Annotated in this window: 24 protein-coding genes; 6 read left to right on the forward strand and 18 right to left on the reverse strand. The window is 45.3% G+C overall.

The features are described 5' to 3' along the window. The first annotated feature begins 26 nt into the window (after positions 1 to 26). The 4 genes from QFZ78_RS08970 (at position 27) to QFZ78_RS08985 (ending at position 3,708) form a co-directional block, all read left to right on the forward strand. Positions 27 to 1,295: a 2,3-diketo-5-methylthiopentyl-1-phosphate enolase gene (locus QFZ78_RS08970; RefSeq protein WP_307546830.1), complete on the forward strand. Its 1,269-nt coding sequence runs from the start codon at positions 27 to 29 to the stop codon at positions 1,293 to 1,295. Further along, complete coding sequence (locus tag QFZ78_RS08975; RefSeq protein ID WP_307546832.1) at positions 1,292 to 1,954, forward strand: 2-hydroxy-3-keto-5-methylthiopentenyl-1-phosphate phosphatase; 663 nt, start codon at positions 1,292 to 1,294, stop codon at positions 1,952 to 1,954. Before QFZ78_RS08970 ends, QFZ78_RS08975 begins: the two co-directional genes overlap by 4 nt. Beyond that, complete coding sequence (mtnB, locus tag QFZ78_RS08980) at positions 1,951 to 2,592, forward strand: methylthioribulose 1-phosphate dehydratase (protein WP_307546834.1); 642 nt, start codon at positions 1,951 to 1,953, stop codon at positions 2,590 to 2,592. The genes QFZ78_RS08975 and mtnB overlap by 4 nt, the downstream gene beginning before the upstream one ends. A 606-nt stretch (positions 2,593 to 3,198) precedes the next feature. Beyond that, positions 3,199 to 3,708, forward strand: a complete 510-nt coding sequence (locus QFZ78_RS08985) for a hypothetical protein (protein ID WP_307546837.1) — start codon at positions 3,199 to 3,201, stop codon at positions 3,706 to 3,708. Positions 3,709 to 3,764: 56 nt separating this feature from the next. On the opposite strand, the gene QFZ78_RS08990 is transcribed toward QFZ78_RS08985, so the two are convergent. From QFZ78_RS08990 to QFZ78_RS09025, 8 genes are all read right to left on the reverse strand, one after another. Next, positions 3,765 to 4,445, reverse strand: coding sequence for a DnaD domain-containing protein (locus QFZ78_RS08990; protein WP_307546839.1), 681 nt, complete (start codon positions 4,443 to 4,445; stop codon positions 3,765 to 3,767). 35 nt (positions 4,446 to 4,480) lie between these two features. Then, positions 4,481 to 5,770, reverse strand: coding sequence for an asparagine--tRNA ligase (gene asnS / locus QFZ78_RS08995; protein ID WP_307546841.1), 1,290 nt, complete (start codon positions 5,768 to 5,770; stop codon positions 4,481 to 4,483). Between the two features lie 146 nt (positions 5,771 to 5,916). Continuing rightward, complete coding sequence (locus tag QFZ78_RS09000; protein WP_307546843.1) at positions 5,917 to 7,125, reverse strand: acetate/propionate family kinase; 1,209 nt, start codon at positions 7,123 to 7,125, stop codon at positions 5,917 to 5,919. After that, positions 7,122 to 7,994, reverse strand: coding sequence for a 3-hydroxyacyl-CoA dehydrogenase family protein (locus tag QFZ78_RS09005; protein WP_307546846.1), 873 nt, complete (start codon positions 7,992 to 7,994; stop codon positions 7,122 to 7,124). The genes QFZ78_RS09000 and QFZ78_RS09005 overlap by 4 nt, the downstream gene beginning before the upstream one ends. Before the next feature lie 221 nt (positions 7,995 to 8,215). After that, positions 8,216 to 9,718, reverse strand: coding sequence for an AAA family ATPase (locus QFZ78_RS09010; protein WP_307546848.1), 1,503 nt, complete (start codon positions 9,716 to 9,718; stop codon positions 8,216 to 8,218). Beyond that, on the reverse strand, positions 9,711 to 10,241 hold the full coding sequence (locus QFZ78_RS09015; protein ID WP_307546850.1) for a cation transporter: 531 nt from the start codon (positions 10,239 to 10,241) through the stop codon (positions 9,711 to 9,713). The genes QFZ78_RS09010 and QFZ78_RS09015 overlap by 8 nt, the downstream gene beginning before the upstream one ends. A gap of 115 nt (positions 10,242 to 10,356) precedes the next feature. Beyond that, positions 10,357 to 10,851: a cell wall elongation regulator TseB-like domain-containing protein gene (locus tag QFZ78_RS09020; protein ID WP_307546853.1), complete on the reverse strand. Its 495-nt coding sequence runs from the start codon at positions 10,849 to 10,851 to the stop codon at positions 10,357 to 10,359. Positions 10,852 to 10,892: 41 nt separating this feature from the next. Continuing rightward, positions 10,893 to 12,188: an amidohydrolase gene (locus QFZ78_RS09025; RefSeq protein ID WP_307546855.1), complete on the reverse strand. Its 1,296-nt coding sequence runs from the start codon at positions 12,186 to 12,188 to the stop codon at positions 10,893 to 10,895. Between the two features lie 245 nt (positions 12,189 to 12,433). On the opposite strand from QFZ78_RS09025, the gene QFZ78_RS09030 reads away from it, so the two are divergent. Together QFZ78_RS09030 and QFZ78_RS09035 are read left to right on the forward strand one after the other, a co-directional pair. Continuing rightward, complete coding sequence (locus QFZ78_RS09030; RefSeq protein ID WP_307441834.1) at positions 12,434 to 13,060, forward strand: DUF47 domain-containing protein; 627 nt, start codon at positions 12,434 to 12,436, stop codon at positions 13,058 to 13,060. 64 nt (positions 13,061 to 13,124) lie between these two features. After that, complete coding sequence (locus QFZ78_RS09035) at positions 13,125 to 14,126, forward strand: inorganic phosphate transporter (RefSeq protein WP_307546857.1); 1,002 nt, start codon at positions 13,125 to 13,127, stop codon at positions 14,124 to 14,126. Between the two features lie 43 nt (positions 14,127 to 14,169). On the opposite strand, the gene QFZ78_RS09040 is transcribed toward QFZ78_RS09035, so the two are convergent. From QFZ78_RS09040 to bshB1, 10 genes are all read right to left on the reverse strand, one after another. After that, positions 14,170 to 14,790 (reverse strand): redox-sensing transcriptional repressor Rex, encoded by a 621-nt coding sequence (locus QFZ78_RS09040; RefSeq protein WP_307546858.1) that lies wholly within the window; start codon positions 14,788 to 14,790, stop codon positions 14,170 to 14,172. A gap of 2 nt (positions 14,791 to 14,792) precedes the next feature. Beyond that, on the reverse strand, positions 14,793 to 17,648 hold the full coding sequence (dinG, locus tag QFZ78_RS09045) for an ATP-dependent DNA helicase DinG (RefSeq protein WP_307546860.1): 2,856 nt from the start codon (positions 17,646 to 17,648) through the stop codon (positions 14,793 to 14,795). A 90-nt stretch (positions 17,649 to 17,738) separates the two neighbouring features. Then, a complete protein-coding gene (locus QFZ78_RS09050) occupies positions 17,739 to 18,332 on the reverse strand; it encodes a tetratricopeptide repeat protein (RefSeq protein WP_307546862.1) in 594 nt (197 codons plus the stop codon). 80 nt (positions 18,333 to 18,412) lie between these two features. Further along, positions 18,413 to 18,796 (reverse strand): aspartate 1-decarboxylase, encoded by a 384-nt coding sequence (gene panD, locus QFZ78_RS09055; protein WP_307546864.1) that lies wholly within the window; start codon positions 18,794 to 18,796, stop codon positions 18,413 to 18,415. 5 nt (positions 18,797 to 18,801) lie between these two features. Beyond that, on the reverse strand, positions 18,802 to 19,665 hold the full coding sequence (gene panC, locus QFZ78_RS09060) for a pantoate--beta-alanine ligase (RefSeq protein WP_307555569.1): 864 nt from the start codon (positions 19,663 to 19,665) through the stop codon (positions 18,802 to 18,804). A 23-nt stretch (positions 19,666 to 19,688) separates the two neighbouring features. Next, on the reverse strand, positions 19,689 to 20,546 hold the full coding sequence (gene panB, locus QFZ78_RS09065) for a 3-methyl-2-oxobutanoate hydroxymethyltransferase (RefSeq protein WP_307546865.1): 858 nt from the start codon (positions 20,544 to 20,546) through the stop codon (positions 19,689 to 19,691). Positions 20,547 to 20,790: 244 nt separating this feature from the next. Continuing rightward, complete coding sequence (locus QFZ78_RS09070) at positions 20,791 to 21,759, reverse strand: biotin--[acetyl-CoA-carboxylase] ligase (RefSeq protein ID WP_307546866.1); 969 nt, start codon at positions 21,757 to 21,759, stop codon at positions 20,791 to 20,793. Positions 21,760 to 21,987: 228 nt separating this feature from the next. Beyond that, the gene (locus tag QFZ78_RS09075) at positions 21,988 to 23,307 is read right to left on the reverse strand and encodes a CCA tRNA nucleotidyltransferase (RefSeq protein ID WP_307546867.1); all 1,320 of its coding nucleotides are present in this window, start codon (positions 23,305 to 23,307) and stop codon (positions 21,988 to 21,990) included. Between the two features lie 26 nt (positions 23,308 to 23,333). Then, entirely contained in the window at positions 23,334 to 24,506 is a 1,173-nt protein-coding gene (gene bshA / locus QFZ78_RS09080) for an N-acetyl-alpha-D-glucosaminyl L-malate synthase BshA (protein ID WP_307555571.1), read from the reverse strand. Between the two features lie 18 nt (positions 24,507 to 24,524). Then, positions 24,525 to 25,217, reverse strand: coding sequence for a bacillithiol biosynthesis deacetylase BshB1 (gene bshB1, locus QFZ78_RS09085; protein WP_307546869.1), 693 nt, complete (start codon positions 25,215 to 25,217; stop codon positions 24,525 to 24,527). Position 25,218: the final 1 nt, after the last annotated feature.

Consider the following 25,218-nt stretch of genomic DNA (forward strand, 5'->3'; position numbering starts at 1 on the left):
CTATCTAAAGCAGGTGAATGTTTACGATGAACGCATATTGTCTAGCCACCTATCGGAGTTTCGATGAGAAAGCCGATTTTCATAAAAAAGCAACAAGCATCGCTGTCGGCCTTACGGTTGGCAGCTGGACCGAACTGCCCGAAGCGCAAAAAGCGCAAATGGAGAAGCATTTAGGGAAAGTCATTTCGGTTGAAGTGCATGAGCCCGCTCATGGAGAACCTATTTCAAACCGCTATGCCGATATCACAATTGCATATCCAGATATTAACTTCAGCAGGGACATCCCTGCCTTGTTGGTCACCGTATTCGGAAAGCTGTCGATGGACGGCAAAATAAAGCTAATTGACTTATCCTTCTCATCTGATTTCTTATCTGGCTTTTCCGGTCCCAAATTCGGTATGCAAGGTATCCGAGAGCTCCTTGGTGTGCATGATCGCCCCTTATTAATGAGTATCTTTAAATCGGTTGTCGGGTATGAGCTTCCAGCTCTGCGTGAACAATTTTATTTGCAAGCAGCCGGCGGTGTGGATCTCATTAAAGACGATGAGATTCTGTTTGAAAATCTATTAACACCATTGGAGAAACGGATCGAGACTTGCCTGAAAGCAGCAGCACAAGCCACTAAGGAAACAGGACAAAAGCTGCTCTATGCTGTCAATTTAACCGGACCCACATCCAAGCTTGCAGCTCAAGCCAAGAAAGCAATCGGTGCCGGAGCTAATGCTTTACTATTTAATGTATTAGCGTACGGTTTCGATACACTGCATGAATTAAGCTCGGACCCGGAAATAACGATCCCCATCATGGCTCATCCTGCCATGGCAGGTGCGACTTATCCATCACCGCACTATGGGATATCCGCTTCTGTGCTACTTGGTAAGCTCATGCGTTTGGCCGGAGCAGATTTAGTGCTGTTCCCATCTCCTTATGGCTCTGTCGTTATGCCTAGAGAAGAGAACATGGCAATTAAGCATGCGCTTCTAACGGATGATTTACGAAAAGATTACACCTATAATGCTCCTGCCGATGTACAACTGAAACTAGCTTCAAGCTTTCCGGTCCCTTCCGCAGGCATTCACCCTGGACTTGTCCCGCTTATTCTGCGTGATTTCGGCAACGATGTCATCGTCAATGCAGGTGGAGGCATCCATGGACATCCACTAGGTACGATTGCTGGCGGGCAAGCCTTCCGTCAGGCGATTGACGCAACTATGCAAGGAATTACACTTCAAGACTACGCCCAAACACATCCAGAGTTACAATCAGCTATCGATACTTGGGGGACTCCCGAATGAGTAAGGAACGCATTATTTTTTGTGACTTTGACGGTACCATTACTGTGAACGATAACATCGTTGCCATCATGAAGCATTTCAACCCAGCTGGTTGGGAAGCCATCGTGGAACAAATTTTGGACAAAAGTATATCCATACGCCAAGGTGTTGGTGAAATGTTCGCCCTCCTCCCTACTTCCCGTAAGGATGAGATTGTCGAATATGCGATCAGTAACGCAGTCATTCGTGATGGATTCAAAGAATTCGTTGATTATTGCAAAGAACACAATATTAAGCTTTTGATTACGAGCGGCGGCATTGATTTCTTTATCTATCCGCTGTTGAAGCCATTTGCAATCCCAAGTGAGCATATCTACTGTAATGCCAGCACATTTGAAGGAAACACCATTGAGATTTTGTGGCCAAACCGTTGTGACGAGCATTGTACAACAGACTGTGGAATGTGCAAAACAAGCATTATTCGCTCTTATGACGCTAATCGATATGAGCGAATTATCATCGGAGATAGTATAACGGATTTCGAGGGTGCTAAACTGGTCGATACGATCTTTGCTCGCTCTCATCTCATCGATATGTGTAAGCAGCTAGACTATCCGTATCACCCATTCGAAACTTTCTTTGATATTATGAAGCAACTGGAGGCTGAACCTGTAGTATGAGTATTTTACTGGAAGAAAAGCAGCGTGCATTCGCTGATTTGCGTGATATTAAAGCTAATTTAGCGGCCAGAGGATGGTTTCCTGCAACGAGCGGTAATCTGTCTGTTCGTGTAGGAGGCTTCGAGCCTGACGCATTCACATTCGCAATTACATCAAGCGGCAGAGATAAATCCGTGCAAACACCTGAGGATTTTCTACTCGTGAATGAGAAAGGTCAACCGACAGAAGCTACAAGCCTGAAGCCATCGGCAGAAACCTTGATTCATAGTGAAATCTATCGTTTAACAGGTGCAGGCGCCATTTTCCATGTACATACGATATTCAATAATTTGATCTCTGAATTGTATTGGGAACGTAAAAGCATACCTGTAGATGGTGTTGAGCTTATTAAAGCTTTCAATATTTGGGATGAAGAAGCTCAGATCGAGATTCCTATTTTACCCAATTATGCTGAAATCCCTCGCATCGCCGAGTTGGTGGAAGGTGCGATTATTCCGCGAATCCCTGGAATCGTACTGCGCAAACATGGTATTTATGCCTGGGGAGCGAATGCTTTTGAAGCTAAGCGCCATCTGGAAGCGTTCGAGTTCCTTTTCGAATACATATACCGCTCGCACTTGCTTCAAAAAGGCAATTAATAGCTACATGATTAAAAGTCAGGTCCTCTTCCAACTTAGGAGAGGTTCTGGCTTTTTTTGTCTCATAGAATCGCTCAGGATGGGTCACACTACTTCTAGCTGTCAAATCAGTTAGCAAAGGAATACAAATACGCCTATGTTCTCAGTCATTAATACAAGTTTATTTCTATTTCTTTTCATCTCTTATGTATATGTTAAAAAAAACATGAATCTCTTTGAGGTCTTAGTCTATTGGTTCTGGGTTTCACTGTTCGGGGAAGATTTTTCTGAAATTGTAGTAACGAATTTAAAGCTGATTGTGCCTTATCGCACTTACCAAATATTTTGGGATACCATGTTCTATTATTTATTATTATTCCCTATGTCCATGATTTGGTTTCTGCATTTTTATTTAAAAATCAAACATAAGGGGCTACGCATAATTCTCATTAGTTTTTATACCCTTATATTAGCAAGTATGCATATTATTATGGAGCTTGCCGGTTATGTATATATCGTGCACTGGAAATTTTGGTGGTCTTTTGTAGTTTGGCTAACTTTTATCGTTTCTACTGTAGGACTAATGTACGTAATTCGATGGTTGAAAGGTAGGGACAAACAACCTGTATGATCCTAATTCCACCGATTTATTTTGATGCGAACGAAGGCTTTGCTACGATCACTATGATGGCATTGATCCTGCTATATTGCATGCTCCCTAAGCGAATTCCACTTCCTATCGCGCTGCTCATGATGATTTTCAACTCCTATTTGGGACGAGCCGTCGATAATATCTTGTCTACCGATTACCCTTATAATGTGTATGAGATTATGGATACGCCCCACTATGATTTGTTTGATTTTCTACTTTACTCGATTCCTTTTCCTCTAGTTGGCTATTTCTATGTATATTTTTATGACAAGTATCCACTTCGTGCTCCTAATCAGTTTATACATATACTGGTTTGGGCAATTGCCACTGTTGGCTTTGAAGCTCTTGCTGTCACCTTTTCTATCTTTCAATATAATGGTTGGGAACTTAGTTACTCTTTTCCTGTCTATCTCTTAACCTTTGCTCTGAACACGATCTTATATAGTCTGGCTAAAAAGCATTACAAAAACTGGCAGCCCCAATGAAAAAACGTCCCATCTTCTCCAGTTGAGAACTGTGAGAAATTAGGACGTTTTTCTATTTATCTAGATTGTCGAAATCGCTGCGAATATTCCTTGGCTTGGTCCACAGTCGCCACTCGATTGCGGCTCCATTCCAGTAATATTCTGTCAATGTAACGGAAGTGTACTTTACCTGCAAATACAGCTTCTTTCAGAGCCGTCATAATGAGCTCTTCTTTGTACATATCCTTATCCAACCAACCGCTGATTGTTTCCAGCTCCATAGGAGTTAACGGACGTGCAAATTCTTTTTCGAATGTTGTATAAATATTTTTGGCATTCTCATCAGATGGAATAGATGCGCGGATCGCAGTTAGCTCTGCCATCTGCTGCTCGGCTACCCGTTTGGCTAATTTCTGGTATAACGGCGTAAGATTGTATCGCTCACTACGTATCCCCGTTATTTCTGCTGTATCCTCATCGATCGCGATGAACTGCTCATGAATCAATTTCTGCAAGCTCGCAATGACCAGATCTGGTGAAGCTGACATGCGGAATTGAATCTCATCCGTGGTTGGAAAGTCGTTCTTTTCCTTTTCCAGAAATGATATCAAATGAATCAGTGTCATGACTTCAATTTCGCTCAACTGAAGGGCGCGGTAATTTTTGAGAAGAAGGCTTGGGACGCCAACATTTCCTTCCAGAAAGCCGGCCACAAGGACAGCTTCTATCTGCAGCTGTGTACTAGATTGTATACTCATCCGATCCCCTTTCTACCCATGGTCGATAAACCCGTTTACGGGTACAGACGGTATAAGAGACGAGGAAATGGAATCGTTTCGCGCACGTGATCCAAACCACAAATCCAAGCAACCGTACGTTCCAGTCCAAGTCCGAAACCGGAATGCGGCACGGTGCCATATTTCCGAAGATCAAGGTACCATTGATAGGCTTCTTTCGACAGTTCATGCTCCTGGAAGCGCTGCTCCATTAGCTCAGGATCATCAATCCTTTGGCTGCCTCCAATGATTTCTCCATACCCCTCAGGCGCAATCATATCGGCACAAAGCACGACTTCCGGACGGCTAGGATCAGGCTTCATATAGAACGCTTTAATTTCTGTCGGCCAATGCGTAATGAAAACCGGTGTTTCATATTGAGCAGCAATCGCAGTTTCATGCGGAGCACCGAAATCCTCGCCCCATGCGAATTCATGACCGTTCTTTTGTAGGAAGTCTACGGCCTCATCATACGTAATTCGTGGGAAGCTGCCTTGAATTTTCTCCAACTTCGTTGTGTCTCTCTCTAATGTTTCCAGCTCTGCTCCACAATTTTTGAGCACGGTTTGAACGATATAAGAAACGAATTGCTCCTGTACTTCCAGGTTCTCGACATGATCGACAAAAGCCATTTCCGGTTCAATCATCCAGAACTCGATAAGGTGTCTGCGTGTCTTGGACTTCTCTGCACGAAATGTTGGACCGAAAGAGTACACACGGCCAAGTGCCATCGCGGCTGCCTCCATATAGAGCTGTCCGCTTTGTGTAAGGAAGGCATCCTCATCAAAGTATTTGGTGTGAAATAAATTCGTTGTTCCTTCACATGAGGAAGGGGTTAAAATCGGTGGATCGACCAAATGGAAGCCACGCTCATTGAAAAATTGCTGAACGGCCTGAATAATTTGAGCCCGAATCACGAGCACTGCACGCTGACGTGGACTTCGAATCCACAAGTGGCGGTTATCCATCAAGAAATCAACGCCATGCTCTTTCGGTGTTATCGGATATTCTTCCGTCACTTGGATAATTTGTATGCCCAGGACATCTAGCTCAAAGCCGCCTTTACTCCTCGTATCCTCTTTCACTTTTCCAGTTATGTAAAGTGAGCTTTCCTGTGTTAGCTTAGAAGCGGCTTCCCAGACGTCTTCTCCTACATCACTTTTGACTACGACACCTTGTATATATCCGGAACCGTCTCTTAGTTGTAAAAACTGAATTTTACCACTTGAACGTTTCTTGTTTAGCCAACAGCCAATGGTAACCGACTCGCCGACATGATGTTTAACTTCGCTTATCGTACATTTCATTCTGCTTTTGAACCTCCTTAAAGTTTTCATTAACATCTTACTTCGTCATCATATTCAATAAAAATCCGAAGCCTCGGCCTACTGAACACTTCTTTATTGTACACTATTTCTATTTCTATGAGAAAAATCTATCTAGGCATTCCAAATCAGACCGTTTGTGACTGAATGAGGCCAAATGTATCTCGAGCGATTACCCACTCCTCATTCGTTGGGATCACAAGCACTTCCACTTTCGAGCCTTGCTTCGAAATCCGTCGCTCCAGACCTCTCCCCTTGCGGTTCGCTTCTTCATCGAATTCCACACCGAGGAATGTCAGGCGTTCGCAGACCTTTTTACGCAGCAGCTCGGAATTTTCTCCGACGCCAGCTGTAAAAACAATCGCATCGATGCCATTCATCGCCGCGGCGTAAGCGCCTATGTATTTGCGCAGCCGATACTCATACATCTCAAAAGCCAGCGCGGCGTTCTTATCGCCCGCCTCCAGTGCTTCCACGATCTCCCGCATATCGCTGGAGATCCCCGAGATCGCCTGCAGCCCGCTGTGCTTATTCAGCATGGAGCTGATCTCGCCCAGCGTCAAATCCTCCTTGCCCATCGCATAGGGCACGATGGCCGGATCCAGATCGCCGCTGCGCGTGCCCATCATCAGCCCTTCGAGCGGGGTCATCCCCATGCTCGTATCCACGGACTTGCCGCCCATCACGGCGGCGCAGGAAGCTCCGTTACCGATGTGACAGGTAACGAGCTTCAGCTGCTCCAGCGGGCGGCCTAAGAAGGCTGCGGCACGCTCGCTCACGTAGTTGTGCGAGGTGCCGTGGAAGCCATAGCGGCGCACCTTGTGCTTCCGGTACAGGGCCATCGGTACCGGGTATAGGTAGGCGTGCGCCGGCATCGACTGATGGAAGGCGGTGTCGAAGACGACGGCCTGCGGCACGCCGGGCATGTTCGCCTCCACCGCTGAGATGCCGAGCATATGCGCCGGATTGTGGAGCGGCGCCAAATCGAAGAGCCGCTTAATCTCCTTCTTCACCTCGTCATTAACGAGGACGGAGGTCTTGAAAGATTCACCGCCGTGAACGACTCGATGGCCGACGGCGTCTATTTCTGAGGTGGACGACAGTACGCCGTGTTCAGGGTGCACCAGCAACTCAAGCACCTTGCGAATGGCTGTCGTATGTTCGAGAATCTCCCTAACCTCATGAACTTCGGCTTTTCCCGTCGGTTCATGCGTCAATATAGCTGTTTCCATCCCGATTCGCTCTACCTTACCTTTGGCAAGTACAGCCTCATCTTCCATTTGGTATAGTTGGTACTTAAGCGAAGAACTCCCTGCATTTATAACGAGAATATTCACAAACGGTCACCATCCTTGTCATAACGGAAAAAGCCTTCTCCTGTTTTGACTCCCAGATGCCCCGCTCGCACCATTTGTTTCAAAAGGAAGGACGGACGGTACTTCATGTCCCCATAATCACGAAACATGCCTTCAAGTGCTGCATGTACGGAATCTAACCCGAATCGGTCACACATTTCCAGAGGACCATATTTGAAATCATAGCCGATCCGCATGGCGTTATCGATATCCTCAGCGGAAGCAACTCCTTCGGACAGCGTGTGCAGCGCCTCATTAATCAATGTGCAAATTAGCCTCGTTGTAATGAATCCAGGCGACTCCGTGACCTTAATACTTTTCTTTAAAATGAGCTCGTCCACGAAGCGGCGTGTTTGATTGAAGGTTTCGTCCGACGTTTTCATCGCTCGAATAATTTCGACGAGATCAATTTTCGCAACGGGATGCAAAAAATGAAGCCCAATCACACGTTCGGGATTCGTGGTGACCGCCGCAATCTCCGTCACGCTAAGGGTGGATGTATTCGTTGCTAAAATAATAGTTGGCGAACAAATTTGATTCAATTGAAAAAATACATGCTTTTTTGCATTCAAATCTTCCGAAATCGTCTCAATAACCATATCGCAAGCGGCCATGTCTTGCAGCGAATCGGCTTTTCTGATTTTGGCTAAAATCAGCTTTTTCTCCGCTTCTGTCAATGACCACCGTTCTAATTGCTTATCTAAGCTGACCGTAATCTGTTCAATTGCGCGTTCCAGCTTATCGGTTGTTTTTTCAGCGAGTAATACGTCCAAGCCACGGGCAGCGAGCATTTCAGCAATCCCCTGTCCCATCGTTCCTCCACCGATTACACCAATTGTTTTGAATACCATGCTATGTTTCTCCTTCTCCCACGCTGCGTTCTTGCCAACTTCTTATTAACATCCTCAATGAATTCTCAATCCAACCTCAACTCGAAAACCCAATCATATCATACAATTTTTGTTCCTTAATTTCATTAGTATACACAAAACATTCGCTAGATTATCTCAGCTTTGACACAATTCCAAATCCTACATACGAAAAAACCGCTGGCCACAGGCCAACGGTCAACTTATGCACTCTTCGAAACAGAAGCATCAAACAATTTGCGGAATGTATCGCCAGAAAGAACTTCTTCCTTCATCAGAATCGCAAAGGAATGTTCGAATACATTTCGCTGCTGCTCTAACAACTCTTTGGTACGAATCATGAGCGCATCAAGAATGATCGTGTTCTCTTTCATGAGCTGATCCTTCGTCACCATATCACGGTCAATGATACCAAGAGACGTAAGTCCGGAATCCATCATATTTCGAACCATGGAAAGTGACTGTTCGAAATCGTTACGCGAACCTGTACTACGTCCACCATAGAAGATTTCTTCAGCCGCGGCGCCGCCGAGAGCAATCATAATTTGTTGTTCAATATAATCCTTGGTGTACAAATAATGATCTTTAGGCGGATTATGACGCACATATCCCAGCGCTTTCCCCCGCGGACTAACGGTAACCTGAGAAACTGAGCCAGGGCGAACAATTTCAGCAACAATCGCATGTCCTAATTCGTGATAAGCAACGCGCTCTTTTTCCTCTTGCGCTGTTTCTTTATCCGTTCTTTCTCCCATCATCACTTTATCAATCGCAGAAGCTAGATGGTGCTGTTCAATAGCCAGTTTATCTTCTCGCATGGCATAAATGGCGGCCTCATTCAGAACGCCCTCTAGCTGCGCGCCAGAGAAACCAAAGGTTTGATCAGCAATCATATCCAAAGAAACGCCTTCAGCTAACGGTTTATTTTTTACATGAATATCGAGAATGGATAAACGCCCTTTCTTATCGGGTAAATCCACTTCAATATGACGGTCGAAACGTCCAGGACGCAATAAAGCACTGTCGAGAATTTCTTTGCGGTTTGTTGCTGCAATGATCAAAATACGGGGAGCATCATTCGTATGAATACCATCCATTTCAGTTAATAGCTGGTTCAGCGTCTGATCGTACTCACGATGTTGACCGCCATCACGTTTACCGCCGATAACATCAATCTCATCAATAAAAATAATCGCATTGTCTTTGCCTTCTTTAACAGCGCGTGTCCGAGCTTCTTTAAAAAGGTCACGTACACGACTTGCACCAACACCGACGTACATTTCAACAAATTCACTACCTGAAGCAGCCATATAAACTGAATTCGTATAATGCGCAGCCGCTTTGGCCATTAACGTTTTCCCTGTTCCAGGAGGGCCAGTAAGCAAGATCCCTTTGAGTGGACGAATACCTAATTTCTTAATTTCTTCATGCTTGATCAGAAAATCAAGAGCTTCCATCAATTCTTTCTTAGCGCGATCTTGTCCGCCGATCTCGTCAAACGTCAAATACGAAGGCGTACGATTTTTGCTTTTACGATCTCCACCAGCAGATATACCAGCACCGCCGCGGCCTTTAATCATGTAAAACAAGGAAACACCCAATACACTTACAAACAAGATAGGTATCACATTCACACCTAGAAATGCTAAAAAGATCAAGAGAACCGGTATAAATCCAATCCCAATTTCTTTATATATTTTACTCATTCGGCCACACTCCTATCTGGGAAGTTCTAGGTAGCATGATGAATTTGGTAGCATCACCATCTGTCAAACGAATATATACATAGGTTTGATCCATTTCGCTATCTACTTTCATAGTTGGAACACCCTCAGCATATTTCTGCAGCGTTGTTGGAATGTCTGCATAATGCTTTGTCTCCATTGCTTGTGCAACCTCGAATAAGGCTTTGGACCACCACTGATCCAGTTTCTCGGACGGGTTGCTCTTCACATCTATATTCACAGAACGCTTTCCGATAATGGATGCACCTTCTTTATGAATCGTTTCGACAATATTTCTTAAATTGGCATCTTGGCTTAGACTAACTTCTATGTCAACTTGGTTATTATCCAGTTTCATCGTTGAGCTCGTTACACCGGGAACCTTGCTAATGATATCAGATAAGGGATTCTCCATAGCTAAGCTTGTATAAGCGAACCAACCACCGAATAAAACTCCAGCAGAGATAATAACACTCATGACGACAGGTAAGAGACGCAGCTTCATCAGTCAACGTCCCCCTTTCTATACGTATTTTATTGCTTCGATTTGCTATACGATGAGTATATCACGCGATGCATACATTAGCTTTATGAAATGAGTGGAAACAACAAAACTCAGCCTAATGCAGGCTGAGTCGGTACGTATCCATATAGAGTCCATCCTTGAATTTGTAATAATCATAGAAATAGCGGGTACCGCTATTTTCTTTCTTTTTATAGAAGACTTCCCAGACATAATCATTGCCAAGCTTACCTGGCAGCACACGTTCTATTTCAATCTCTGGAGCTTTTTTAAGCACGGTTTCTCGTACTTGTGTTTCGGGGAACGATTCAGCAGTCATCTCGGTGTGTATCTCTTTGTCAGAAACCCAAACAATAACGCCTTGACCCAGCTTGTCTTCACCATAAACGATTTGAAGTGGTTCATCTCCATAGAAGAAATCCACCTTGGTTGCTTTTGTCATAATACTTTTCTCATACGCTGTTTCTACCGCTTTGCGCTTATCGTCCCAGTGCTCATTCTGAACATTTAAATAAAAGCGGCTAAGCACTACACCAAGTGTCAAAATGATAAATACACCGAATGTTATGATCCTTGTTCGCTTCGCATTCATGAACGTCGCTCACCTCCCCAGACGAACTTACAAGGATTCACTTAGCCAATGAGCTTATCAAAGCATTGTTCAAACTCACGTTTAATTTTTTCTTCATCCAATGTTAAACATTCACCTTTGCGGACAATCCAATTTCCGTCAACACACACATCAACTACATCTTTTGCACATGCAGAGTAAACAATATGAGACACGAAGTCCGTCTTTGGAAGGAAATGAGGTTGGTCGATATCCAGTGCGATGAAGTCTGCCTTCATGCCAGCCTGCAGTAGGCCTACATTGTCTAACCATACGGATTCTGCACCCATTTGTGTTCCCATGCGAAGTGCTTCTGCCGCAGGCACAGCTAGAGGATCACCAGAAACACCTTTGTGGATCAGCGCGGCGAGTCTCATTTCTTCGAACATATCCAAGTTATTATTAGAAGCCGCTCCATCCGTTCCAAGCGAAACCTTAACGCCAGCACGTAAAAGTTCAGGAACTCGGGCAACACCGCTTGCAAGCTTCAGATTGCTTCCAGGGTTGTGGGAAATACGAACATCATATTGCTTAAGGATACTGATTTCTTCATCTGTGAGATGAACACCATGCGCGATGAGCGTCGGTCTGCTGAACACGCCATGCTTTTCTAAATGTGCAACGGGTCTCAAACCGTATTGCTCAACATTTCCTTGAACTTCACGACTTGTCTCCGACATGTGGGTATGGATGGGCAGGTTTAGATCATGGGCCACTTGAACAATTCGTTCTATATAGTCTGGTGGACATGTATAGGGTGCATGTGGGGACATCATTGTTGTGATTCTTCCATTCGCACCGCCATGCCAGTTTTTTGCGAACTCGGTGGCTTCTTTCAATTTAGCATCTTGTACTTCCGGCGGACAAAGACCTATAATACCTCGGGTCAGAACACCGCGCATACCCGATTCTTCAACGGCCTTAGCAACTTCGTTCATATGGTCATACATATCTACAAAAGTTGTCGTACCACCTTTAACCATCTCTAGAATCGTTAATTGCGTCCCCCATTTCACATCTTGGGCGTTGAATTTGGCTTCCATCGGCCACATTTTCTCTTCTAACCAAATTTGGAGAGCAAGATCGTCACCGTATCCGCGTAAAAGCGACATCGCTGCGTGACCATGCGTATTCACAAGACCAGGCATATAAAGCTTGTTCGTGCCGTCAATGATTTCGTCATAATTTTCTCGAGGTTCAGGTATTTCCTCACCGATGTATGTAATCTGGCTGCCCTCTATAACCATACAGCCTTTTATAGACGATTTCGCTTCATGATTTGAGATAAAAAAACCGTTCATAATTAATGTTTTTTTCATACTAAAAATCCCTCTCTATGCTCATTCTATTAAAGATATTGCTTTTTAAACTTTACATCTTCGGGCTTGTAAAATCAAGGAAGCCAAGTGATGTTAAGAAATTGTAAATTGTCACGGAATTTTCGTTGCTTTAGATGCAATTGTTATGATACTTTTAACTTTGTGAGTTTTTTCTACCATTTGGTCTGTTTATCTTACATATTCGATCAAAACTTAGTACATATAGTAAAATATAGGAGGATTATATGACAACGTTATTCACGAAAAAGAACGAAGTCGATTTCTTGCAACTTCTCATCCGTGCTGCAGAAAACGCATTGCAAACTGCTCAACTATTTCGCACAGCTATGATGGGCGATAAACCGCCTATTGAATATGTAAAAGCGATTAACGATTTAGAGCATGCAGGTGATTCCATTACTCACGAAATTTTTAAAGGTTTAAACAAAGTATTTATTACACCGATTGATCGTGAAGACATTATGGTTCTAGCCTCCAAAGTGGATGATGTAACAGACGGTATTGAAGCTACAATTGCTCGTTTCGACTATCTTGCTGTATCCCATACAGATTCTTATATGAAAGAGTTTTCGGCTGTCATTGTAGACTCTTGCCAACATATGCTGGATGCATTCAAGCTTCTGGCGAAGAAAAAATACATGCAAATCCCCGAGCATACGGTTGCTATTAATTCCCTTGAGAATGACGGAGACCGTTTGATGCGCGAAGGGATTCGCCAAATTTTCATTACACGTAAAGACGTGTACGAAGATTTTAAACTAAAAGAAATTTATGAGCGTTTGGAAGAAACAACGGATGCTTGTGAAGATGTAGCCAATATCCTTGATAGCGTTGTACTTCGCTATTCATAAGGCACATTCGTGTCCTATGTTTACGAAGAAAGTTTTCCAAATGGAAAACTCTTAGGAGGAAATCATGTTAACTTATTTAATCGTTATCGTTGTGCTTGCTTTACTTTTTGATTTCATCAATGGATTTCACGATACGGCTAATGCGATTGCAACTTCCATTTCCACACGTGCGCTAAGTCCACGTGTAGCCATCGCCATGGCCGCTATTCTTAATTTCGTTGGTGCCATGGTTTCCTCAGAAGTCGCCAAAACCGTTGGTGGAAGCATTGCCAACCCGGCTAAAATTGAAAATGGCGTTGAAGTCGTTATCGCTGCTTTACTTGCTGCTATCATATGGAACTTGTTGACTTGGTATCTTGCGATTCCATCTTCATCTTCTCATACCTTGCTAGGATCTCTAGCTGGTGCAGTTATCGCAGGAGCCGGCATCAACTCGGTGAACTGGAGTGGTTTTACCCAAATTATGATCATTTTGGTTTTATCGCCGATTATTGCTTTCGCGCTTGGTTACTTGATTATGATTTTGATCAAATACATCATTATATGGTCCGGAAACAGATCAAGGTCGAAGCTTAATCGCATTTTCCGTACCCTGCAAATTCTATCAGCTGGATTACTATCCTATTCCCACGGTGGAAACGATGCACAAAAAGCCATGGGTATTATCGTTTTCGGTCTCGTAGCTGCTGGTGTTCAAACCGATCTGAATGTGCCGCTTTGGGTGAAAATTTCTGCCGCTCTTGCCATGGGGCTTGGAACATCCATCGGTGGATGGCGAATTATTAAAACAGTATCCGGGAAGATTGTTAAAATCGAGCCCATCAATGGCTTTGCCTCGGACTTAACGTCATCACTCGTTATTCAGTTCTCTACCCATTGGGGTAAACCATTGTCTACAACGCATGTTATTTCCTCCGCGATTATCGGGACAGGCAGTGTCATGCGCTTCCATGAGGTTCAATGGGGCACCGTTGGCCGTATGCTGATCACTTGGCTTATTACGATTCCAATCAGCATCGTGCTCGCATTTTCGATCTACTTCGTACTATTCAGATTTATTTTCTAAAAAAATAAAGGCACGACCCAAGGGAATTGGGTCGTGCCTTTTTCTAATCCAAATAATACGCTAAACTTTGCAATTCGGTTGTAAAATCCGCATGATGCACACGCACTTCCGGAGGAACCTTAATAATAACGGGAGCAAAATTCAATATGGCTTCGATCCCGCAGTCTACGAATTGATTGGCTACATTTTGAGCTTCATTCGCAGGAACCGTAATGATGCCGATGCGAACACCTAATTCAGATAAAACCTTCTTCATCTCATGCATCGGTTGAACGATTAGATTGTTGATCGATTCCCCTGCTTTGCTTGGCATTGCATCAAACACTGCGACAATTTTCATATCATTCCGCAAGTAAGTATTATAATTGCATAAAGCGCGACCTAGGTTACCCGCCCCAACAAGAGCTACTTGAATATGGCGATCCAACTTCAGGATTTGTCTAATCTTCTCAATTAAGTAAACAATATCATAGCCGATTCCTTTTTTGCCGAATTCCCCGAAATAAGCCAAATCCTTGCGAATCTGTGCTGGATTCAGATCAAGCTTTTGACCCAAATCCTGCGAAGATACCGTCGATACATTTTTCATTGCAAGTTCATTCAGAAAGCGTAAATAAATGGGCAGCCTCCGGACGACGGCTTCCGATATTTTTTGTGTTTTCAACTCTACGCCTCCCCCATCCACTCTTCAATCCTAGGTAACATTTGCTCGGTCGTCATATGCTCTATCTTCGGACCAGGCAAAGAATAAAGGAAGTGCTTGCCATAATACGTATCAATAACACGAGTATCATAGATGATAACGATGCCTTTATCGGATGCTCGTCTAACAAGTCGGCCAAAGCCCTGCTTAAATCGAATGACAGCCTGCGGCACAGAAAATTTCATAAATGGATTCTCATTGCGTTTTTTAATATTTTCACATTTCGCCTCAACAAGAGGATGATTTGGCGGTTGAAACGGCAAACGTATAATAGCAAGACAACTTAGCGCATCTCCTGGAATATCGACACCCTCCCAGAACGAGCTGGTGCCCAGTAGGACGCACATTTTGTTATCTTGGAACATCCGGGTCAGTTTACTCCGATTGCCGCTGTCAACCCCCTGCCCGAGCACGGTAATCCCATGGGGCTTCAAGAGATCCTTCATGCCGGCATAAATTTGCTTAAGCATACGATTCGAAGTGCACAAAATCAACATACGCCCTTTGGTAATTCGCGCAACATCACTAAGCGACTCAATAAGTGCGTTGATAAAAACAGGATCACCGGCACCTTTGATTGTCGGGAAGTCCCGAGGAATCACTACAAGAGCTTGTTCTCTATAATTAAACGGAGATGGTAATTGAACGGTTTTCAGCTTGCCCGATTGTTCATCCTGAGGGATAGCTAACCCTAATTGATCCGCTGAATATTGAAAAGATTTATTAACAGACAAAGTCGCGGAGGTCAGAATAATACTGTCCTTGGTCTCAAAGAAATGCTGCTGAAGCAGCCCACTTACATCGGTAGGCACGGATACAAGCTGCAGCGACTTCGATTTGGCATAGGTGCCCGCTTCCATCCAGTAGACATAACCCTCATCGGCCATTTTCATAAAAAAGTGCAGGGCATCTCGATGGTTGTACAGTTCCTTTACCGTGCCATTTAAATCAGTGACTAAACCTTGGACTCCGAAAACTTCCTGCATGTCCTTCACTTCATTTAACAATTTATCGAGCGTGCGGAGCAAATCATTCGCATTTAAATAAATATTGTCTTCCATGATCAGAAGCTCTCGCCATTCAGTCGGAAGCGTTTCGGGCTTCATCCGCAGTACGTACTGTGAGTTCTCCGATTGCGAAGGATCACTCCTAGATGATAGCAGCTCATAGAGCGCTTCGCTGAGTCGATCCCAATCCTCTTTGATTTTCACAATTTTGGGGAAGAGCCCGTCAATGGTTTGACTCCAAGCGGCCGCGCGTTCCTGCTGCTCATCCGATTTCTGTAATCGAAACCGCAGCATCGGTAATTGGCCGCTGCGATTATCTTTATACAACCATAGCAACGAATGATAAAATGCGGAAGAATGCAGCTCAATGCCAAGATGCTTACTGGCCACTTCTTCAAAGTGATGAGCCTCATCAATGACAAGGTGCTTGTAAGACGGTAGAAGGCGGTTCTCAGCCTTCATATCCGTAAAGAGGAGGGAATGGTTCGTGATGATCACATCGGCCGTATTGGCATCATTCCGAGCGCGATGATAGAAGCATTTTTTGTACCAAGGGCACATGCGGTTCAAACAAGAATCTGTGTCACTTGCAACCGAATACCAGAACTGGGCACCTTTATTTCCAAAATGCAGCTCCTCTTCATCTCCATGCTCCGTCTCACTTAGCCATACAACCATTTGTGCTGCCGTTATCGGATCTTCCTTGCCATTCTCGTAATCACGAGTTGTTAGCTTTGTTTCGAATTTACGCAGACATAAGTAATGACTTCTCCCTTTGAGCACAGCAGCTTTGAAAGGGATAGGGAAAATCTCCTTCAAGAGAGGAATGTCCCGCTCACGAAGCTGTTCTTGTAAGTTAATCGTGTGCGTAGAGATGATCACTTTCTTCTCATACTTGATGCCATAATAAATGGATGGTATTAAATACCCTAGGGACTTCCCTGTTCCTGTTCCCGCTTCAATCATCAAATGCTGATCATGCTCGAGTGACTTTTCAACTTCTCGGATCATCTGCTCTTGGGATTCACGATCTTCAAAGATCTCGAATTTTTCACGCAAAGCTGTTTTCAATCCTTGATGGAAATCCGTAAAAGATGAACCTAAACCGTCCGCATCGGAGTCACTGCGCGTATCCTCCTCATCGCCCCAATCTGTGACATTAAGCGTAAATTGCCGGAAATATCGATTCGTATCCATATCCACGCTGGTGATAGATTCTTTGTATGCGCATATTTCATCGAGGAACCATCCTAAATCGCTATTGCCGTTTTCGAAAATATGTTGTAAGCGTTGAACCGTAAGAAGCGGCAGACCCAGCAACCGTTCCATACAATTAATCCATATGGCCGCTGTTACTTCCGCATCACTATCCGCTTGGTGTGGCCTTTCATGATCAATGCCGAATAAGCCGGCCACCATGCTGAGTTGAAGACTTGAAATAGATGGAAATAAGATGCGTAGCAAATCCATCGTATCCAGCACACGTCCTGTGAAAGGCGGGTATCCCGTTTTCGTTAGTCCTTTTTGCAAAAAGGATAAATCAAAAGCCGCATGGTGCGCCACAAGGACACAATCAAACAACAGCGGAAACATATCCGCCATGACTTGGTCAAGCGTGGGAGCATCCGCAACCATGTCTTCCGTTATCCCTGTAAGTGTTGTAATCGAAGAAGGTATACTTATCCCTGGTTTGACCAGAGAAGTATACCTGTGAGTAATTTGAAATTGATCTATAATGACGAGTCCAACCTGAATAATTTCATCCGCAGGCTGACTTCCTGTCGTTTCAAAATCCAAAACTGCAAATTTCATGACGTGTATCTTCAATCCTTTCGTCCTGCACTTCTCCTAGCATACCAAATCTTATTAGGAAAAGGGAATACCCAGTTAGCCGCTTCCGATTTAGGATTCGTCCAAATTGATCAGCGGCTCCATGCAAGAAGGATCGGTGTGATAAGCTTTTTGAAAATATTCAAAGGCTTTTTCCATATTCTGATTTTGTACTTGTATGCAGCCCATTGCGTTATACGAAATGGCCTTCATCTTGGTATTGTCGGTCAAGGGCAGAAGGAACTTGAAATGTTGATACGCTTCTCCAAACTCCCCTTTGCGCAAATGACCCATCGCTAAATATACCCTAGCAAGTAAGAAATCCGGCTGTCTTTGAATCAGCGCTTCGAATTCTTTGATCGCTTGATCGTACATATACAGCTTGTAATATCCCTGGCCCCGCATGAATTCATCCGTTTGCTTCCCGGACACATCTAGATCCATCAGCTCATCATGAAGGGTTTGGGTACTCATCGGTACGGCCCCATAAAACTTTCCCAACTTCTCCTCAAAAAGCAGCCACGCTTCGATGAACTCATCGCTCATCGTTTTCAACACCTGCAATTGTTCGTCGAGCTCCGCCTTTTTTTCCACGTCACTATTCGGATATTCTTTTTGGATTTCTTCCAAAACCTCGTTCATTGTGGAAAATAAATGCTTAAACATTTGGCATCCCACCTTTGCTTCGAAAGCTTACCCTCATTCTTTGTAAACAGAGCCGATTTCATGCATGGAAGTGATCCCTCTTAAAGGATGGTGGAATGCTCTTCTTCTTTGAGAAGCTGCGCAACTTTATTGTTTTCGCCCATAATGGCAATCGTTGGTTGATGCTTCCTAGCTTCTTCATCGGTCATCATTGCATAAGAAATAATAATAACCGTATCACCGGTCTGAACCAACCTAGCTGCAGCCCCATTTAAACAAATCACACCTGTGCCGCGAGGTCCCGGAATTATATACGTTTCCAGACGTGCACCATTGTTGTTGTTCACAATTTGCACTTTCTCATTCGGTAACATACCAACCAAATCGATCAAATCTTCATCAATCGTAATGCTTCCGATATAATTCAAATTCGCTTCCGTAACGGTTGCCCGGTGTATTTTAGCTTTCATCATTGTTCGAAACATGGAAGTCACTTCCCTACTTGTAAAATTAAATTATCGATCAAACGCGTTTTGCCGAATTTGACAGCCAAAGCAATGATAATAGATTGGGTATGATGGCTATTTTCAAAAGGTTCTAATGTCGGATAAGCTAGTACCTCTACATAGTCAATCAGAGCTAAAGGTGTAGTCGCAATATGTTGGCTGACCAAGCTTTCGAGCTCCTGTGGTGTGAAAGTTGTATGTGATTCTACAAATGCCTTTGCTTTTTGTAAGGATTGAGACAAAACTAAAGCATGCTTACGCTCTTCCACAGAAAGATACACATTGCGCGAGCTCATGGCCAGCCCATCTGCTTCACGCAAAATAGGACATGGAACAATCTCGATGCCGAGATTGAGATCTTGCACCATTTGCTCAATGACAGCAACCTGTTGGGCATCCTTCAGGCCAAAAAAGGCTTGATCAGGCTGTACAATATGAAACAACTTGCTAACGACAGTTGCGACCCCATCAAAATGCCCAGGGCGCGATGCTCCGCAAAGTCTGGAGGTAAGACCTGTCACACTGACCGTAGTGCGCGTCGGTGTCGGATACATTTCGCTCACAGATGGCATAAACACCAGGTCAACGCCCGCGGCTTCCGCTAATTGCAAGTCCCGTTCCGTATTGCGCGGGTACCTCTCGAAATCCTCACCTGGACCGAACTGGAGCGGATTAACAAATATACTTAACACGACAAGTCCACTTTGAGCACGTGCTTTGCGGAGCAAACTTGCATGGCCTTCGTGTAAATAACCCATTGTTGGCACAAACCCAACAGATTGGTCGTTCTTGCGTCGGTAGTCCTTTATACGAGAACGCAAATCAGCAATTGAATGAATCACATCCATGGTTTGGATCGCTTCCATGCTTCTCACTTCTCCTTATCGCCATATAAGTATTCAACAACATCGTTGTCCATATGAAACGTATGCTCTGGCGCAGGGAATGCCCGTGCTTTCACTTCTTTCACATATTCCCCAATACCTGCACGAATAGTTTCCCCTATATTCGCGTATGCTTTTACGAACTTTCTGGCAGCACTGTCAGAACCATACTGGAGAAGATCATGATATACAAGCACCTGGCCATCGCAATGAATCCCAGAACCAATTCCAATCGTAGGAATCGATAGCTGCTTCGTTACCCATTCAGCCAGTTCATCCGTCACCAGCTCTAAGACCACCGCGAAAGCTCCCGCTTTCTCAAGAGCTTTAGCATCACTGAGCAGTTTCTCCGCTTGTTCGGAGCTGCGTCCTTGTACGCGGAATCCACCAAGTTGATGTACGGATTGCGGAGTTAAACCCAAATGTCCGACGACCGGTACACCGGCTTCCGTAATCGCTTTGACAGTAGCTGCAATCTCAGCTCCGCCTTCCAGCTTAACCGCTTTTGCTCCGCCCTCTTGCATTAATCGGGCTACTCCCCGAAATGTCGTGTCCAAGCTGCCATGGTAAGTCAAGAAAGGCATATCCGCTACAATGAACGTATTTGAAGCTCCACGCACCGCGGCTCGCGTCTGGTAAACCATATCATCCATAGTGACAGGCAAGGTTGAATCGTAGCCTAGTACTACATTCCCCAGAGAATCACCTACTAGGATGACATCAATGCCAGCCTCTTCCGCTAAGCGGGCTGATGGATAATCATAAGCAGTTACCATTGTAATGGGAACGCCATCTTGCTTCATTTTTCTCATCTTAGCTGTCGTAAGCGCCTTACGTTGTTCCATTGTTATCCCAGCTTCCTCATATAAAATAAAAAACCTTTTAGCTAAGAGCTAAAAGGATCGCATGCAGAAAGAATCCAATGATCCCTCTGTCTCGGTCCCATAAGGCTCAGAGCAGAATCCAACATCTTGTTTCAAGTCCTATTCCTTTGTAAACAAACTACAATCGTCAAGCTGCAAGTGCAGTTCCTTTAAGGATACCGCCTTGTCTTGCTATTATACCAAATGTTGCTTCCATTTGATACCTTTACTTCAGTTCAATATCTCCGGAATAGATCTTTATTTTCTCTCCAGCTTGTGTGATTACCGTTAATGCCCCGGAATCATCCAACGAATCAGCAATACCTTCAATGACACCTGCAGGGGTATGCGTGCGGATTGGACGCTTCAAAGTTACACTGAGAGCCTCCCACAGCAAACGGATAGGGGCGAAGCCTTTCTCCATATAAAGCGCATAGAGATCTTCAAATTCTAAAAGAAAAGCTTGTACCAAACTTTCTCTTGGGATGTCTGCGCCCGACTCAATCGCAAGTGAGGTTGCAATATTCCGAAGTTCCTCGGGGTAATCCTCCCTCTTCAAATTCACGCTGATGCCAATCCCTGCAACCACATACTTGAGCCGTTCATCTTCCCCACTGCTCTCTAGCAAGATACCGCTTACCTTCTTGCCTTTAATCAGAAGATCATTAGGCCACTTGATGCCGATGTCTACCTGGCACACTTTCTGTATCGAGCGACATAGCGCTACCGCACTAAGCAGCGTTAATTGAGGCATAAAATAGACTGGAATGCGCGGCTTTAACACCAGACTCATCCAGATCCCTTTGCCGGCCGGAGAATGCCATGTGCGCCCCATTCGGCCTCTTCCCGCTGTCTGTGCCTCTGCCAGCACAATCGTGCCTTCAGGAGCACCTGATGCAATGAGGGCATGTGCTATCGTCTGTGTAGATTCGACTTCCCCGTAAACATGGATTTTCTGACCAAGAACCTTGGTTTTCAATCCACTCAACAATTCGTTCACTTGCCATGAATTAGGCTTGCTTAGCAATCGGTAGCCTTTACGAGGCGCAGCTTCAAATTCATAGCCTGCCGATCGAAGCTCTTCAATATGCTTCCAGATCGCGGTGCGGCTAACGTTAAGTCGGCGGCTGATTTCCTCGCCGGAAACATAAGCTTCCGGGAACTCTTGGAACAGCTCTAATATACGTTCGTTCATACGATTTCACTCACGATCTATCGGGATTTATTTTGAGACCGATTCATCCGGTCATTTTGCAATTGTTGTTGTTCGTGTAACAATTTGGGGATAAATCGGTACTAATTCTTTCGAGACTATGGACCTGGTAGCTTGTCTGATTCCGATTTAAGGCACCTCAAATGTGAACAAAGCTGTAAGTAGGAGTAAAGCAGCCCCTTCAAATAATAAAAAAAACGCGCTGCGCTGCTACTTCGCAGCACGCGCGGCAAGTAAAAGTGATTCTCGCTCGTTCGGGAGTTCTCCGAGCGCGGTTCGTTCGAGCAGCTGCTGCAGCAGTATGCCCGTCCATGGACCCGGCTGCCGGCCAAGCTCCTCCGCCAAATCCGTGCCGGATATGGCGAGTTCCTTCAGGCTGAAGCAGGGAACCTCCTTCAGCCAATCCTCCCCGCGGCGCAGTAGCTCCGGCGCGGCGGTTTGCAAGAAGCGCGCGAGCTCGCCGCGCTGCTCAGGGCATTGCGGCAGCACGCGCAGCAGCCGCAGCAGAGCGCGGGCTGCTGCTTCGCCGCGGCGCACCGCGCCAAGCTTCCAGACCCGCTCCAGCGGAGCCGGGTCCGGCACTAACGCGGCTTCCTGCGCAGCGCCGCCAGTAAGCTGCGCGGCCACAGCCTCGCGCAGGGCCAGCACCGCCACGACCGCTTCGCAATCGGCGCGGGAGAAGGTCAGCTCCTGGAGCGCCGTGCGGACCGTGTCCGCCGGCATCTCCAAGAGCATCAGCAGCATCACCCAGCGGTCATGCTGCCCTTCCAGCGCGCTGACAGCGTCCAGCGCGTCATCCCACGCGAGCCAGCGCTCAAAAGGCAGCGGCAGCTGCTTTTTGAGGTAAGCCGTGAGGCGGCTCGCCAACAGTAACCGCACAGCCCGCGCCGGGGCTGGCCCTTCGACCATGCGCTGCAGCTCGCTGCGCACGCGCTCCATTGCAATGTGGCGCAGCAGCGGAGCTTGCGCAAGCAGCGCTTGCCACGTACTCGACTCGACCTCCAGTCCATAGGTCGAGGCAAAACGAACACAGCGAAGCATGCGCAGCGCATCTTCTCCAAAACGCTCCTCAGCAGCCCCAACGCAGCGGAGCATTCCGTCCACAAGATCCTTTTGCCCTGCAAAAGGATCCAACACAACGCCCGCCGCGTCCATCGCCATAGCGTTCATCGTAAAATCGCGCCGCTTCAAATCCTCCGTCAAATCCGAAATGTATTCGACGGAAGCCGGACGGCGAAAGCCCTCGTATTCCGTTTCTTTGCGGAACGTCGTCACCTCATAGGTTCCCTGTGCCAGGATGACGGTTACGGTGCCGTGCTGCAGCCCTGTCGGCGCCGTCCGCGGGAAGCAGGACATCACCTGCTCCGGCAATGCAGACGTCGCAATGTCGATATCCTTGATCGGTCGGCCTAGCACAGCATCACGAACACAACCACCTACAAGATAAGCCTCATACCCAGCTTCTGTAAGCTTAGAGAGAACTAAGGAAGCTCCACGATCTATTACTTTTATTTTAACAACATCCGACATGGTACTCCTAACCTGCTAACATCCTCTTATTGACAGGACGAAGCTGTAATGCGATGAGATTCTGGAAGCTCTCTTCCCAGCACGCGATAATAAATTTCCTCATATTGAACCGTAGTTATATCATTACAAAATGTATGCCGAGCACGCGTCAAACAATTCTGTGCCACTTGTTCGTACAATACTTGATTACTAAGCAAGTTTACGACATGTTCGGCCATTTTATCAGTATCCCCAACATCTGCTAAATAGCCCGTTTCACCGTGCGTAATGAGCTCGGGAATCCCGCCGGCATTGGAGCCGATCGTCGGCACCCCGCATGCCATCGCTTCTAAGGCCACCAGACCGAAGCTCTCTTTTTCCGAAGGAAGCAGCATCACGTCAGCAAGGGAAATCACCTGTGCTACATCATCCTGTTTACCACAGAACGTTACCTTATCTGTGAGGCCAAGTTCCTTTACCTTAGAAATCATTTTGGATAAATCAGGACCTTCTCCCACGAACAAAAGACGTGACGGAATCTGCTTGCTAACTTTTGCAAAAATATCAATAACATCCTGCACACGTTTGACAGGTCTGAAATTAGAAATATGAATAAGAATCTTCTCTTCCGGCCGAGCAAACTCGCCTCTAAGCTTCGTAATATCACGAGGATAATACACCCGTTTATCGACGAAATTGTAAGTTAGATCGATGTCACGGTCGATGTCCAATAATTCTCTTGTTTCTTTAATTAAATCTTTCGAAACCGCTGTTACCGCATCGCTTTCATTAATAGCATAGCGAATTAAGTCAGATATCGATTGATCCTGTCCCAGAACAGTTATATCCGTTCCATGGAGTGTCGTAACAACCTTCAGCTTACTGCCAACCATCTGTTTCGCCAGAAGTGCACAGACGGCATGAGGAATGGCATAATGAACATGTAGTAAATCTAACTCTTCCATCTTGGCGACTTGCGCTAATTTACTGGCAAGAGAAAGGTCATAAGGCGGATAACGAAAGACATAATATTGACTGACTTCCACTTCATGATAAAAAATATTTTTATGAAATTTACCCAAACGAAAAGGCATACTGTGTGTAATAAAATGAACTTCGTGTCCTTTTTCGGCAAGCAGCTTGCCAAGTTCAGTAGCAACAACACCTGAACCACCTAAAGTCGGGTAGCAGGTAATTCCAATCTTAAGTTTATCTTTCATCATGCACCTCTTTTCCGATCAAACGAATTGATCTACCACCAAGGGCAGCTTAGATACGAAACCTTCTGCATAACTTAACATGCGCTTTTGACCTAATATGCGATCTCTAGCTTCAACTCGTTCGATATAGCCTTGATTTAAAGGCGTGGCTACCGTACCTTGACCCGTTATAAATTGTGAGCGATAAGCGCTCAGTGCTGCAATTTTTTCATCATAACAATCGGTTACATCCACCATGAGATCAGCTTCGTAAACATCATTTATAAAATAAAAGTACATCTGTTCCACGTTCACGGGCTCAGAATCAGGCAGATACTTGCGAAGCTTAGCGTTAAAAACAGCTTCCTGAACCAAGCCCGAACAGGCTACATGGTCTGGATGCCGATCCTGCCAGTAGGGTGCAAATACGATTCTCGGCTTAAATTTACGGATTTCTTGCGTAATACGCTCAATATTTGCCTGTGTAGCAAATAACCCTCGATCCGGTAGTCCCAGATTCGTACGAACTTTCACGCCAAGAATACTCGCAGCTTGTTCAGCCTCCTCGATCCTTGTTTCCACTGTGCCATTAGAGGACATTTCGGCATAGGTTAAATCACAAAGTCCAACCTTAAGCCCACGCTTGGTATGTTTGGCAATCGTGGCCCCCATGCCAATCTCAGCATCATCTGCATGCGCGCCAAATATAAGAATATCAAGAGATTCGCTCATC

Origin of the sequence: Paenibacillus sp. V4I5 (assembly GCF_030817255.1) — a bacterium.
Classification (GTDB): Bacteria; Bacillota; Bacilli; order Paenibacillales; family NBRC-103111; genus Paenibacillus_E.

Excerpts from the sequence above, each read along its gene's own strand:
- QFZ78_RS08970 (WP_307546830.1), top strand. The coding sequence starts at position 27 with ATGAACGCATATTGTCTAGCCACCTATCGGAGTTTCGATGAGAAAGCC.
- QFZ78_RS08975 (WP_307546832.1), top strand. The coding sequence starts at position 1,292 with ATGAGTAAGGAACGCATTATTTTTTGTGACTTTGACGGTACCATTACT.
- mtnB (WP_307546834.1), top strand. The coding sequence starts at position 1,951 with ATGAGTATTTTACTGGAAGAAAAGCAGCGTGCATTCGCTGATTTGCGT.
- QFZ78_RS08985 (WP_307546837.1), top strand. The coding sequence starts at position 3,199 with ATGATCCTAATTCCACCGATTTATTTTGATGCGAACGAAGGCTTTGCT.
- QFZ78_RS08990 (WP_307546839.1), bottom strand. The coding sequence starts at position 4,445 with ATGAGTATACAATCTAGTACACAGCTGCAGATAGAAGCTGTCCTTGTG.
- asnS (WP_307546841.1), bottom strand. The coding sequence starts at position 5,770 with ATGAAATGTACGATAAGCGAAGTTAAACATCATGTCGGCGAGTCGGTT.
- QFZ78_RS09005 (WP_307546846.1), bottom strand. The coding sequence starts at position 7,994 with ATGGTATTCAAAACAATTGGTGTAATCGGTGGAGGAACGATGGGACAG.
- QFZ78_RS09010 (WP_307546848.1), bottom strand. The coding sequence starts at position 9,718 with ATGAGTAAAATATATAAAGAAATTGGGATTGGATTTATACCGGTTCTC.
- QFZ78_RS09015 (WP_307546850.1), bottom strand. The coding sequence starts at position 10,241 with ATGAAGCTGCGTCTCTTACCTGTCGTCATGAGTGTTATTATCTCTGCT.
- QFZ78_RS09020 (WP_307546853.1), bottom strand. The coding sequence starts at position 10,851 with ATGAATGCGAAGCGAACAAGGATCATAACATTCGGTGTATTTATCATT.
- QFZ78_RS09025 (WP_307546855.1), bottom strand. The coding sequence starts at position 12,188 with ATGAAAAAAACATTAATTATGAACGGTTTTTTTATCTCAAATCATGAA.
- QFZ78_RS09030 (WP_307441834.1), top strand. The coding sequence starts at position 12,434 with ATGACAACGTTATTCACGAAAAAGAACGAAGTCGATTTCTTGCAACTT.
- QFZ78_RS09035 (WP_307546857.1), top strand. The coding sequence starts at position 13,125 with ATGTTAACTTATTTAATCGTTATCGTTGTGCTTGCTTTACTTTTTGAT.
- dinG (WP_307546860.1), bottom strand. The coding sequence starts at position 17,648 with ATGAAATTTGCAGTTTTGGATTTTGAAACGACAGGAAGTCAGCCTGCG.
- QFZ78_RS09050 (WP_307546862.1), bottom strand. The coding sequence starts at position 18,332 with ATGTTTAAGCATTTATTTTCCACAATGAACGAGGTTTTGGAAGAAATC.
- panD (WP_307546864.1), bottom strand. The coding sequence starts at position 18,796 with ATGTTTCGAACAATGATGAAAGCTAAAATACACCGGGCAACCGTTACG.
- panC (WP_307555569.1), bottom strand. The coding sequence starts at position 19,665 with ATGGATGTGATTCATTCAATTGCTGATTTGCGTTCTCGTATAAAGGAC.
- panB (WP_307546865.1), bottom strand. The coding sequence starts at position 20,546 with ATGGAACAACGTAAGGCGCTTACGACAGCTAAGATGAGAAAAATGAAG.
- QFZ78_RS09070 (WP_307546866.1), bottom strand. The coding sequence starts at position 21,759 with ATGAACGAACGTATATTAGAGCTGTTCCAAGAGTTCCCGGAAGCTTAT.
- QFZ78_RS09075 (WP_307546867.1), bottom strand. The coding sequence starts at position 23,307 with ATGTCGGATGTTGTTAAAATAAAAGTAATAGATCGTGGAGCTTCCTTA.
- bshA (WP_307555571.1), bottom strand. The coding sequence starts at position 24,506 with ATGAAAGATAAACTTAAGATTGGAATTACCTGCTACCCGACTTTAGGT.
- bshB1 (WP_307546869.1), bottom strand. The coding sequence starts at position 25,217 with ATGAGCGAATCTCTTGATATTCTTATATTTGGCGCGCATGCAGATGAT.